The following is a 13,205-nucleotide window of genomic DNA, read 5'->3' as shown; positions in this document are numbered from 1 at the left end:
GATGGAGATGTACTTCGGGAAGGTATTAATAAAGATTTGGGCTTTAGCGAAGCCGATAGGGCAGAAAACATTAGAAGGGCGGCGGAAATAGCTAAAATTATGATGATGAGCAATATCATTACGATTTGTTCATTCATCACCCCTCTTGAGCAATATCGGGCATTGGCCGCTCAAATTATTGGAGAACTGTATTTTGAAGTCTTTTTAGATTGCCCATTGGCAATATGCAAAGAAAGAGATGTAAAAGGTTTATACAAAGATGCTGACCAAAACCTAATCTCAAATTTTACAGGAGTTAGCGCCAGGTTCGAGCCTGCATTAAACGCCAATCTCATTATCAGAACCAATACAGAAAGTCCGATTCAAAGTAGAGATAAGCTATTTCTGGAGATCATTTCCAAAATCAGTTCCATGCCTTAATCACCTATTCTTAATTATCATGGCTTAATTTATATTGGTTTAATTCTAATCTACGTGGTTTTAGTACATCCAGGGTGTTTAGTCAATCGATTGCGCAGTGTTTTTGCATATAAATACACGCTTTAATTCCTAATATTATCCTACTAAGAATTAAAAGTCATTTTATCCTTTTAGCAACAATCAGCTATAACCAAAACCGCTATGATTAAAATTTACAAACCAACAAATGGGAATTGTAGGACATCTGTTCCTATACTAAGCCGCTCATTTTTTAATGCTCTTTTTAAATTTATTTATTGTTCTTTATTTATTATGATCCCCATTGCAGCCAGTGCGCAGACGGTTGTTACCGGGACGGTGAAAGATGAAAAAGGACTGCCGGCTGTTGGAACATCAGTAACAGAAACTGATGTGAAAAACGGAACATCGGTTGATGCTAACGGTAAGTTTACCATCACCTTAAAGGGCAAATTAAGGGTGTTAAACTTTACACTTGTAGGTTATAAAACACAACGGGTTACCATAGGTGCTTCAAATGTAGTAACGGTAAACCTGGAAGAAGATTTAAATAAGCTAAACGAAGTTGTGGTTGTGGGCTATGGTACACAACGTAAAACAGATTTGACAGGTTCAATCAGTTCTATCAAGAGCGACGATTTAAATCTTGGTGGTACTACATCAAATATTGGTCAAGCCATTCAGGGTAAGGCTGCAGGTGTACAGGTGCAACAAACAAGTTTTGCGCCAGGAGCCGGAATGTCGATAACTGTAAGGGGAGGTAATTCCATCAATACAACCAATAGCCCGCTTTATGTTGTGGATGGATTTATCTCAGATAATGGTAGTACCATTAACCCGAATGATATTGAGGATATCCAGATTTTAAAAGATGCTTCATCAGCAGCTATTTATGGTGCAAGAGGAGGTAACGGTGTGGTTTTAATTACCACCAAAAAAGGTAAGGCTGGTAGGGTAGCTATTGATTTAGATTTATCCAATGGTAATCAGTTTTTAACTTATAAGCCTGCATTGTTAAACGGCCAACAATACACTGCGATTCAAAATGCAACAGCTATTGAAGATAGTAAACCCGCGCCTTTTCCACCTTCTTTTGCAATCGCAAATACCAATTGGCTGGATGAAGCTACTCAAAATGCTTCGGTACATAACCGAAGTTTGAGCATTAGCAGTGGTGATCAGAATTCGAAAATTTATGTGTCAGGAAACTACATTAATCAGAAAGGTGTTTTAAAAGGCACAGGACTAGAGAAATATACAGCCAGAATTGGTGCTGAGAAAACCCTTAACGAACGTTTAAAGTTGGGCGCTAACTTTTATGGCTCAAGTTCGAAAGTATTGCAACAATCGTACTCGGCAGATATTACCGCACCATTATTTAGTTTATTAACCGCATTGCCAAATATTCCGGTTTACAATGCCGATGGAAGTTATTATCGTTATCAGGGTAAAGATAATGCATTGGCCAGTTTGTTAGAACCCACCAATACGAGTACCAATAAATTAGTAAATGGAAATATTTCTTTGGACTATCAAATTATTAAAGGTTYAACTTATCATTTAGGTACCGGTGCAGAGTATACCAACCTTAATGAGGGACAATACATACCTAGAACGTTAAGTGCAGGAGCAAAAAACGGCGGTATCGCAGCACAAAAAAGTTCAACCACATTTAGATGGTTGGTAGAGAACTACTTAACCTATAAATATAAAACTGGTAATCATGATTTTACAGCCTTGGTCGGTACATCTAGTCAAAAGGATGTGAATGATTTTCTTGCCGCAGGTAGTAAAGGTTTCGGAACAGACGAGTTCTTATTTTATAATTTAAGTGCTGGTGCATTACCTAATGGTACAGCTGTAACTATAAGCAATCTTGCGGGTGGTTACAATAGCTTTAAAGAACAAGCTACTTTTAATTCATTGTATGGAAGATTGAATTATGCTTATAATGATAAATTGTTAGCATCTTTTACTTTAAGGAGAGATGGATCTTCCAAATTTGGGGAAAATTTTAGATATGGATATTTTCCATCAGGAGCGATTGCCTATAAATTTACTGATGAAGAATTTATTAAAAACCTGAATACTTTTTCTAATTTAAAATTGAGAGCAAGTTTTGGTGTTACCGGTAATGATCGTATTCCTAATTACCTCTATTTATCAACCTTTACCAATTACAGTACTGTCCTTAATCCAGGTAGCCCTTTACAAATCGGAACTGAGCCTAAAACCCTACCAAATCCAAACTTAAAATGGGAAAGCACAACTCAGTTTAATGTGGGGCTAGACATGGGTTTTTTAAATGGACGTATAAATGCTAGTATTGATCTTTATGCTAAGAAAACTACCGATTTATTACTTAATATCCCAATTGAACAGTATTGGGGCTTTAATTCGCAATTGGTAAATGCTGGCTCGATTCAAAACCGCGGGATTGAATTTATGGTGAATACAGTAAATGTTCGTAATGATGATTTTACGTGGAATACTAATTTTAATATTGCGATGAACAGGCAAAAAGTATTGTCTTTAGGCCCAGTTAACCAAATTTCTGTAAATACGGCAAACCCAAGTGGCACGGTGTCTGGTCGTGAGTTTTCAAGAATGATGCCGGGTAGAGAACTTGGTGAATTATTTGGGTACGTTTACGCAGGTGTAATTAAAACAGGGGAGACTTATGCCCCACAACCTGGTTCTAAAGCCGGCGATCCAAAATATCAGGATACCAATGGTGATGGTAAAATTACACCAGATGATATGACCTATTTGGGAAATTCGACTCCCCGTTTTACCATGGGTTTTGGAAACGATTTTCATTATAAAGGTTTCGACTTAAATATTTTCTTCCAAAGTTCGTTCGGTTATTCATTATATAATATGAACAGATTGGTATTAGAATCTACTACTGGGGCAGATGCATTAAATAGATTTGTTGCAGGAGTTAACGAAAATACCGAAATACCTCGTGAGGGATATTTTTTAACAACGTTTGGTAGTTACGTAAACTCTCGTTTTGTAGAAGATGCGTCTTATTTGCGATTAAAATCTGTATCGTTTGGTTATAATGTGCCAACCAAATTGTTAGATCACATCAAAGTGATTAAAGGTTTAAGGGTGTATGCTGAGGCGCAAAATTTATTTACGATTACCAATTATACAGGAACAGATCCAGAGGTGAATTCGCATTCAGGTAGTAACTTTGGAGGAGGAATAGATTTTAATGCGTTTCCGGCATTCAGAACATTCTCTGCGGGTATAAAGTTAACCATCAATTAGTAATACTTTCCTGATTAATAGGATTAATAAAGATAAAAAGATGAAAAGATATAAGATTATTCTGGCAATTACTGCAGTTGTACTTTTGCAGTTTTCTTGTAAAAAAGATTTAGACCCAGTAGTGTATAGCAGCTTAACCAGTCTCAATGCCTTCAAAACAAAATCTGACGCCATTGCAGCCGTAAATGCTGTTTATGCCAGGTTAAAAGGGCCCGCAGTAGGCGATAACTTTGATTATTGGACGGTAAGGCATTTTGCCCTGACCGATTTAACAACTGATGTTGGGCATTGTAGCAAAGGAGGAGATCCAGGGCAACTTTCAAACGTGCAGTGGAATTCAGCAAATGGACTGATTGCTGAAGATTGGAGACAGATCTATAAATTGATTTCGAACGCCAATAACGCAATTTATAATCTCTCTAAAATGACTGCCATAACAGCCGAAGAAAAAAGCCAGTTTCTATCAGAGATTAAGTTTTTAAGGGCTGTAGCTTATATGGATTTAACCGATGCATGGGGCCCTGTAGTTTTAGCCACAGAAAAAGATTTAGAAAATCCAAAGTATACCGAAGCAGCCGCTTTAACACCACTTGACCAGATCGAAGCTTTTTTAATAAACGATTTACAAGGGATTGCTTCAACTCTGCCAGTTAATTATGCCAATAATAAATTCTATTCTGCTAATGATGTTGGCCGTGCCACAAAAGGTGCTGCGCTTAGCTTGTTGGCTAAATTGTACCTGCGCCAGCACCAATGGCAAAAAGTACTTGATGTAACCAAACAGGTAATGGATTTAAAGGTTTATTCACTTTTTCCAAGTTATGAAGGACTTTTTGCTGAAAGTAATCAATGGTGTTCAGAAAATATTTTCTCAGTATTAAGCGATGCAAATGTTAACGGAACGGAACTGTTGAACCACTTTGGTCCAGAAGAGCATCCTGTTTTAACCGATAGGTGGCAATATTATGCTGTAACCTGGGATTTTTACAACAGTTTTGACGATGCAGATGACCGGAAAAAACTTTTCTTCCCTGAATATCTGGGTGTTGATAAACTAATACACAAGCAAGCGCCCTCGCTTGGAGCAACCCCTCCGGCAGGTACTCTTTATATGCAGGATGTGGCTACGGCAAAGTATGCAGACCCTAAAGGTGCAAATACCTATTACGATGGGCATAGTGTTAACATTCTCCGCTATGCAGATGTGTTATTAAGTAGAGCCGAAGCGATAAATGAATTAAGTGGCCCTAATGCTGAGTGTATAGATCTTATTAACCAGGTAAAAGGAAGATCACATGCTAAACTATTGGTAGCTGCAAACTATACCCAAACCACACTTAAAGATGCACTTTTGCAGGAACGTGGCTGGGAATTATTTTATGAAGGAAAAAGAAGAGCCGATTTAATGCGGTTTGGCAAGTATGAGGCTGTTGTAAATGGATATTTAAAGCGTACCAGCCAAACACCAACGGTTGTGATGCCACGGGATCAATTTTTCCCATATCCTTTAAACCAGGTGAATATAAATCCAAATTTAAATAACGCTGGCAGACAATAATTTCATAATTTATTATGCTCAAAAAGAATATGTAGTTTTAACTGCATATTCTTTTTTATTTAAAAACTATCGCATCCAACCTTTTAATATTTTCAATTTTATGAAGTGCTTTTTAAAACTCGTCGTTTTACTGCTAATGTTTACTTTTTATGGATGTTATACGGGCGATAGCATCAAAGAAATAAAGGTAGGACTGCATAACAACAATGTATTAAAAATACAGATCGATGTAATTGCTAATTCGGCTTTAGATGCCTATGTAGAATACTGGCCTAACAAACTTGCCGATGCTAAAAAAGAAAGTACTGTGCTATCTAAAAATAAAAGCAATCACAAATTTGTACTGTGCAATATTATTCCCCAAACAAGTTATAGCTACCAAATTATTACCGTAAAAAACGGAGCAAAGAAAACGAGTAAAGCTTATACATTTGTTTCTAACGATTTACCGGAATGGCTTAAAGACCAGTTTAAAGCAAAAAGTGCCGATGATAAACTAATTCCTAAAGAACTTAAGAACGGATTAATTCTGGTTAATAAGCGGTATGCACCAGGAATGGCCTATCTCGTAGACTATAAGGGTAGATTGAGGTGGTACCATATGGTTGATAATGTAGGTTTCAAAGTAATCAATTTTACAAAAGACAAAACCTTACTTTCTATTTTGGGTGGCAATGATGAGCCAACAAGCTACGGTAGCCAGATATTGGAGATCAATTTAGAAGGAGATACTATTTTACACTTAAAAAAAGGCCAGGGAGATTTTAAACAGACCATTCACCACGAAATTTTAAAAAACCAAAAAGGGGCGTTAGTTACACTTTTTGTTGATCAGAAAATAACCGATTTGAGCCACATAGGTGGGAGTAAACAGGATACTATAAATGGAGATGGTATCTTGGTGATGGATAAAAAAGGAAAACAGATCTGGAAATGGAGCGTATTCGATAGTCTTGATCCTTTTAGTGATAAGGCTTTATTAAAAACAAAGAAAGATTGGATGCATGCCAATAGCTTAAACTACGATAAAGACGGGAACTACATCATTTCTTTTTACAACAACGGGCAAATTTGGAAAATTGATGCCAAAACAGGTAAGGTAATCTGGAAATTTGGCAAGGGAGGTAACATCAAAATGCCAGCCAATACCAATTTTTCGCAAGCGCATGCCGTACACATCAATGCAGAAGGTAATTTAATGTTTTTTGATAACGGAATAGAAAAACATCGGTCAGGAGCTTATGCTTTTAAGCTAAATGAGCAGACGCAAAGTGCAAGTTTAAATATGCATATTCAGCTGCCTCCTCAGATCTATAACGACCGCATGGGGAGCGCTTACATGATTAATAAGGATAACATATTATGCTGCAGTTCTAAAAGACATATTGTTGTACTCACTGATAGAAAAGGTGTATTATTGTGGACAATGGAAGCTTCTGTACCCGCATATAGAGGGATATTTGTAACTTCGGAGCAATTAAGTCCTTATCTTAAACCTTAACACATGAAAAAAACTTTACCGTTCATTTTTACAATTTTAATAATGCTGTCTTTTTCGGCCTGTAAAAAAGGCGACATTAAAACCTTAAACAGTATTGGTTATGGATCATCATTTGGCATGTGTGTAGGCTATTGTTCCAATAATTTACTCATTAGCGACCTGAAACTTACTTTTTCTAAATCAAAAAACGGGCAAACAGCTGACACCAAAACCTGTAGCAAAACAATCTCCGAAGCTGATATAAACGCAATCAAAAAAGAATTGAATTTGGAGAAGATTTCGGCCCTGCCAGAAGTAATTGGCTGCCCTGATTGTGCTGATGGAGGTGCAGAGTGGATTGCTATTAATGCCGATGGCAAACAGTATAAAATTACTTACGAGTATGGTAAAGCACCAAAAGAATTAGAAGCTGCAGTTGCACAGTTGAAGGTTCTGAAAGATAGTTTTAAGGATTGTAATTAAGACTTAGCTTTTATCACCTTGCTTTAATAATAGCACTTCTGATTTCGGTTCCTTCAAAGTTTATTCGTTTATCCCGTGTGCTTACCAGTTCGGAGAGCTCATATACATTTCTATACCCATAGCCATATAGATTAATATAAGTAGGAATATTTAAGGCCAATGAAATTGGGGCTATTTTTTTCTTTATTAAAACAGGCACAACTACTTTACTGGCAAAATTTGCCTGATCATCTATAAAATTATTATTGCAATAAATTAATATTTTGGCATCCGCATTTGGTATAATCCTTAACAGGTTTTGTTGTGTGAAATCAGAAAAATTTAGATGAATGGCACCCTTAACATGTTTGCGTTTAAATAGACTATCAGAACGTGTATCTAAGATAATGGTGCCTTTCTCTTCAGCCATTTTTAAAAATGTTGGTAAATCTACTAGCTTACCTTTACGATGGGCTTTAACCTCGGGTATGAGCTTTTCGTAAGCATCAAAATCTACATTAGCCTTTCTTTTAATAGTTGACGAAGTTTGTGCATTACATAGGCATGCAATGTTACAGAACACGATCGTGATGATTTTTATTTTCATTTTTCGAACCTTTAAAAGATTAATTAATTTCCACCTAAAATAATTGGCGCGCTTTTGCCATTACCCATAATAATAACTTTGGTGTTGGCCGATTTTGCAATTTCTTTTTGTGCCAATATCGATTCGTATTGGAGCTGGCGATCGCTTAAGCCTGTTGAAAGGATCCGTTGGTAATCGGCAATTCCTTGTGCTTCTACTCTTTTCCGTTCGGCTTCCTGGCGTTCTTTTTGAAGTACAAAAGTCATCTTTTGCGCATCTTGTTCTGCATTTATTTTCGATTCGATACTTGCTTTTACCGATGCAGGCAAGGTAATATTGCGCACTAAAAGCTGTTCTAATTCTAAACCTCTTTTCGCAAAACTTTTATTTATAGTTGCAAATATTTTAGCTTGAAATTCGTCCCGTTTGCTTGAATATAAAGCTACGGCATCATACGAAACTGCATTATCTCTTATTGCGGTTCTGGAAACTGGGCGAACAATTTTCTGCAGATAATCTGTCCCGATTTCCCGGAGTATATTTGGCGCTGAACTTGCCTTAACCCGAAATAGTACAGAAAGGTCTATCACTACTTCCAAGCCATCGGCAGATAATACCCGAAGTGCGTCATCACCTTCTTTATTCCCTTCATCATGAACACCAGACATGGTGTAGTTTTGAGTTTTAACATCAAAAGGTGTAACCTCAGCAATTGGGTTAATTACATTTAAACCGCTGTATAAAACTTCGTTGTCTACTTTTCCAAAAACGGTTTTAACGCCAACTTCACCAGCATCAATAACTTTAAACATAGAGAAAGATAAGCCGATAATGACCAGTACTACACCAATAATTTTGGTGATATTGCTGTAGCGGCCAATAACGTTATTTTGGTTTGATACCGCAAAACCAACAAAAATGATAATAATTCCAACGATACTTAAGAACATATAATTTAGATTTTTATTAAAGATAGGTATTTAATGCAACCTTTTATGGAATTAAAGCATGTGTGGTTTTAGGCTTTTTAAAGCATATAGAAATGGGCTGGGGAAAATTAGAACGTTAATAGAATCGGTTTACTTTGCTAACTAAACCCGATATACGTGGAAAGCGAATTCTTCACGAGCTTGTAACATTGGCGGGGCCGAACCCAGCCTAAGAATTGCTGAAACTGCTTTCCAAATAACAGTTTATAATTATGGAATGATGCTAAGAGGGCCCGAATATTATGGCGAGAAAGATTGCTTCACGCCATCGCCATTTCTTCCGCTTCGGTTCGCAATGACGATGATCAGAAAGAAAATTTGCAACTCCTTAATCTTCAACTGAAAACTGATAATTGCCAACTGAAAACTTTTTACGCTAACCCCTTGATTTTTAAAAAGAATTGTTCTACTTTTGCAGTCCGTTTTATGGGCTATCTGCAAGGATGCCGGGGGAGCGGTAAATTTTTTAATAAAAAAACATAAAAAAGCACAATGCCAACCATTCAACAATTAGTTAGAAAAGGTAGAGTAGCACTGGAGTTCAAGAGTAAGTCTCCAGCGTTGGACAGCTGTCCACAGCGAAGAGGTGTATGTACACGTGTGTACACCACTACCCCTAAAAAACCAAACTCAGCAATGCGTAAAGTAGCCCGTGTTCGTTTAACGAACGGTAAAGAGGTGAATGCTTACATTCCTGGGGAAGGTCACAACTTACAGGAGCACTCAATCGTATTGATCCGTGGTGGTCGTGTTAAAGATTTACCAGGTGTACGTTACCACATTATCCGTGGTGCATTAGATACATCAGGTGTAGCTGGTCGTAACCAACGTCGTTCTAAATATGGTACTAAACGTCCTAAACCAGGACAGGTAGTTGCGGCACCAACAAAAGGTAAAAAGAAATAATCGGGAGGAAATAAGAAATGAGAAAGTCAAAACCAAAAAAGAGAATTATTCTTCCTGATCCAAAATTTAATGATGTTCAGGTAACTCGTTTTGTAAACAATATGATGTACGATGGAAAAAAATCTATCGCTTATTCAATTTTTTACGATGCTGTTGAAATTGCTGAGAAAAAAGCAGGTGAAAACGGTTTAGAGATCTTTAAACGTGCTTTAACTAACATTATGCCAGCTGTAGAGGTTAAATCTCGTCGTGTTGGTGGTGCTAACTTCCAGGTTCCAACTGAGGTTAGACCAGAGCGTAAAACAGCTTTAGGTATGAAATGGTTAATTTTATATGCTCGTAAACGTGGCGAAAAAACCATGAAAGAGAAATTAGCTGGTGAAATCGTAGCTGCTGCTAAAGGTGAAGGTGCTGCTGTTAAGAAGAAAGAAGATACGCACAAAATGGCTGAGGCTAACAAAGCGTTCTCTCACTTCAGATTCTAATTTAGAATTAACAGATTAGTAAGATTACACAGATTTAATTAGAAGATTATACTGATTAGATAAATTACACCGATTTGTTTTAACATAATCGGTGTAATCATTTAAAATCAGATAAATCAAAAACATAACATGGCAAGAGATTTAAAATTTACAAGAAATATTGGAATCGCGGCTCACATTGATGCAGGTAAAACTACAACAACCGAGCGTATTCTTTATTATGCTGGTGTAAGTCATAAAATTGGTGAAGTGCACGAAGGTGCTGCAACAATGGACTGGATGGCACAAGAGCAAGAGCGTGGTATCACGATCACTTCTGCTGCAACTACGGTTGAGTGGAAATACAGAGGTCAGGCTTACCACATGAACATTATCGATACACCAGGACACGTGGATTTTACCGTAGAGGTAAACCGTTCGTTACGTGTATTAGATGGTTTAGTGTTCTTGTTTTCTGCAGTTGATGGTGTTGAGCCTCAATCAGAAACCAACTGGCGTTTGGCTAACAACTATAATGTTGCCCGTATCGGTTTCGTTAACAAAATGGACCGTTCTGGAGCAGACTTCTTAAAAGTTGTTAAACAAGTTAAAGATATGTTAGGTAGTAATGCAGTTCCATTGCAATTACCTATCGGTGCTGAAGACGGATTTAAAGGTGTGGTTGATTTGATCAACAACCGTGGTATCGTTTGGAATGAGCATGATAAAGGTATGACCTTTACTGAAGTGCCAATCCCAGAAGATATGTTAGATGAGGTTGCTGAGTGGAGAGAGAAATTATTAGAATCAGTTGCTGATTATGATGAGTCTTTAATGGAGAAATTCTTTGAAGATCCAAACTCAATCACTGAGCGCGAAATTTTAGATGCTTTACGTGCAGCTGTTTTAGATGCTAAAATCGTTCCTATGGTTTGTGGTTCATCTTTCAAAAACAAAGGTGTTCAAACCATGTTGGATTACGTGATGGAATTATTGCCTTCACCTCTTGATTCAGAAGGTGTAACAGGTACTAACCCAGATACAGGTGCTGAAGTTTTATTAAAACCAAGCATTAATGAGCCATTTGCAGCTTTAGCATTTAAAATTGCAACTGACCCATTCGTAGGCCGTTTATGTTTTATCCGTGTTTATTCGGGTAACTTAGAAGCTGGTTCTTACGTGTATAACACACGTTCAGAAAGTAAAGAGCGTATTTCTCGTATCTTCCAAATGCATGCTAACAAGCAAAACCCTGTGCCTAATGTGGCTGCTGGTGATATTGCTGCGGTAGTAGGATTTAAAGATATCAAAACTGGTGATACACTTTGTGAAGAGAAAAACCCAATCATTCTTGAGTCTATGAACTTCCCTGAGCCAGTTATCGGTTTAGCTATTGAGCCTAAAACTCAAGCTGATGTTGATAAATTAGGTATGGGCTTAGCTAAATTAGCTGAAGAAGATCCTACATTCAGAGTTCAAACTGATCAGGAAACTGGTCAAACGGTTATCTCTGGTATGGGTGAGTTACACTTAGATATTTTAATTGACCGTTTAAAACGCGAATTTAAAGTAGAGGTTAACCAAGGTGCGCCGCAAGTAGCTTACAAAGAAGCAATTTTTGGTACGACTCAACACCGTGAAACTTATAAAAAACAATCTGGTGGTCGTGGTAAATTTGCCGATATCCAAGTTATTATTTCACCAATTGATGCTGATTTTGAAAAAGGTGGTTTACAGTTCGTAAACGAAATTACAGGTGGTTCAATTCCACGTGAGTTTATCCCTTCAGTAGAAAAAGGATTTGCTGCTGCAATGGCTAATGGTGTATTAGCTGGTTATCCGCTTCCTGATATGAAAGTACGTTTGATTGATGGTTCATTCCACGCAGTCGATTCAGATGCTTTATCATTCGAGCTTGCTGCCCGTATGGCATATCGTGAAGCTTTACCTAAATGTAAACCTACTTTGATGGAGCCAATCATGAAAATCGAAATCTTAACCCCTGAAGAAAACATGGGTGATGTTATCGGTGATATGAACCGTCGTCGTGGTCAATTATTAGGTATGGATACCCGTAATGGATCTCAAGTAATTAAAGCTACTGTGCCGCTTTCTGAAATGTTTGGTTATGTAACGCAGTTACGTACAATCACTTCAGGCCGTGCAACTTCTACAATGGAATTTGACCACTATGAAGCTGCGCCTAAAAACGTACAGGATGAAGTAGTTGCTAAATCTAAAGGAAGAGTAAAATCTGAAGACTAATTAGTATTAAGATAAAGGTATCAAGTATCAAGATGGATTATCAGTCTTGATACCCGATACTAAATACTTGCTACTAAAAAGATAAATCCGGTTTCTGTTGTTAATAGCTCTAACAGGAAACCACAATTAAAAATAAGATGAGCCAAAGAATCAGAATTAAATTAAAATCTTACGATTACAACTTAGTAGATAAATCTGCTGAGAAAATCGTAAAAACTGTTAAGCCTACGGGTGCAGTTGTAAGTGGACCAATTCCACTTCCTACAGAGAAAAAAATCTTTACTGTTTTACGTTCTCCACACGTAAACAAAAAAGCTAGAGAGCAGTTCCAATTATGCGCTTACAAACGTTTATTGGATATTTATAGCTCTAACTCTAAAACAGTTGATGCTTTAATGAAACTTGAATTACCTAGCGGTGTTGAAGTTGAAATCAAAGTTTAATTGATTTTAAAAGAACAGAAAAGGTCTCGATGCAAGTCGAGGCCTTTTTTTATGCATTCAAATTTCAAAACAAAAGCAACGTTAGCTGGTTGTACTGATATGGCTAAGGAAGATAAAACGCACCAAGGATTACCAGTTGAAGGACAGGATTTTGCGGATCCTAAAGAAAAATTGAAAGAAAACCCCTCTTCACATGGGGAAGTGGCCAATCAAAAAGGCGGTGATTTTTCTGAACTGGAAGAAAGCAGAATGGAAAATCCGCCAAAGCATCGTGATGAAAATGGATCGACCAAAGATGATTTGGATAGTAGCACAGAGATAGATCAAAGTAAAGG

12 protein-coding genes are annotated in these 13,205 nt (G+C 37.2%); 10 read left to right on the top strand and 2 right to left on the bottom strand.

Features of this window, described 5'->3' with window-relative positions:
* The 5 genes from AC1DND_RS05155 to AC1DND_RS05135 all read left to right on the top strand — a co-directional run.
* The coding region (locus AC1DND_RS05155) for an adenylyl-sulfate kinase (RefSeq protein ID WP_477579661.1) at positions 1-420 on the top strand (420 nt) is incomplete at its 5' end.
* A gap of 312 nt (positions 421-732) precedes the next feature.
* Positions 733-3,717 (top strand): SusC/RagA family TonB-linked outer membrane protein, encoded by a 2,985-nt coding sequence (locus AC1DND_RS05150; RefSeq protein ID WP_477579659.1) that lies wholly within the window; start codon positions 733-735, stop codon positions 3,715-3,717.
* 40 nt (positions 3,718-3,757) lie between these two features.
* On the top strand, positions 3,758-5,275 hold the full coding sequence (locus tag AC1DND_RS05145; RefSeq protein ID WP_477579657.1) for a RagB/SusD family nutrient uptake outer membrane protein: 1,518 nt from the start codon (positions 3,758-3,760) through the stop codon (positions 5,273-5,275).
* 136 nt (positions 5,276-5,411) lie between these two features.
* Entirely contained in the window at positions 5,412-6,776 is a 1,365-nt protein-coding gene (locus AC1DND_RS05140) for an aryl-sulfate sulfotransferase (protein ID WP_477579655.1), read from the top strand.
* A gap of 3 nt (positions 6,777-6,779) precedes the next feature.
* Positions 6,780-7,238: a hypothetical protein gene (locus AC1DND_RS05135; RefSeq protein ID WP_477579654.1), complete on the top strand. Its 459-nt coding sequence runs from the start codon at positions 6,780-6,782 to the stop codon at positions 7,236-7,238.
* A gap of 13 nt (positions 7,239-7,251) precedes the next feature.
* Here the strand turns inward: AC1DND_RS05135 and AC1DND_RS05130 are convergent, their stop codons facing one another.
* Positions 7,252-7,824: a rhodanese-like domain-containing protein gene (locus tag AC1DND_RS05130; protein WP_477579652.1), complete on the bottom strand. Its 573-nt coding sequence runs from the start codon at positions 7,822-7,824 to the stop codon at positions 7,252-7,254.
* Between the two features lie 23 nt (positions 7,825-7,847).
* Positions 7,848-8,753, bottom strand: a complete 906-nt coding sequence (locus tag AC1DND_RS05125) for a prohibitin family protein (protein ID WP_477579650.1) — start codon at positions 8,751-8,753, stop codon at positions 7,848-7,850.
* A gap of 531 nt (positions 8,754-9,284) precedes the next feature.
* Between AC1DND_RS05125 and rpsL the strand changes: the two genes are divergently transcribed.
* The 5 genes from rpsL to AC1DND_RS05100 all read left to right on the top strand — a co-directional run.
* Positions 9,285-9,698 (top strand): 30S ribosomal protein S12, encoded by a 414-nt coding sequence (gene rpsL / locus AC1DND_RS05120; RefSeq protein WP_029278631.1) that lies wholly within the window; start codon positions 9,285-9,287, stop codon positions 9,696-9,698.
* A 17-nt stretch (positions 9,699-9,715) separates the two neighbouring features.
* Positions 9,716-10,183 carry a 30S ribosomal protein S7 gene (gene rpsG / locus AC1DND_RS05115; protein WP_029278632.1) on the top strand — a complete coding sequence of 156 codons (468 nt, stop codon included), beginning with the start codon at positions 9,716-9,718 and terminating at the stop codon, positions 10,181-10,183.
* Between the two features lie 129 nt (positions 10,184-10,312).
* Positions 10,313-12,427, top strand: a complete 2,115-nt coding sequence (fusA, locus tag AC1DND_RS05110) for an elongation factor G (RefSeq protein WP_029278633.1) — start codon at positions 10,313-10,315, stop codon at positions 12,425-12,427.
* Between the two features lie 137 nt (positions 12,428-12,564).
* A complete protein-coding gene (gene rpsJ, locus AC1DND_RS05105) occupies positions 12,565-12,870 on the top strand; it encodes a 30S ribosomal protein S10 (RefSeq protein WP_008244591.1) in 306 nt (101 codons plus the stop codon).
* A 51-nt stretch (positions 12,871-12,921) separates the two neighbouring features.
* Positions 12,922-13,205, top strand: a 284-nt coding sequence (locus AC1DND_RS05100; RefSeq protein ID WP_477579645.1) for a hypothetical protein, incomplete at its 3' end; no start/stop codon positions are given.

This window comes from Pedobacter sp. 01N416, from assembly GCF_056399685.1.
Note: the sequence above shows the minus strand (reverse complement) of the source record. Positions and strands in the feature narration are given on the sequence as shown.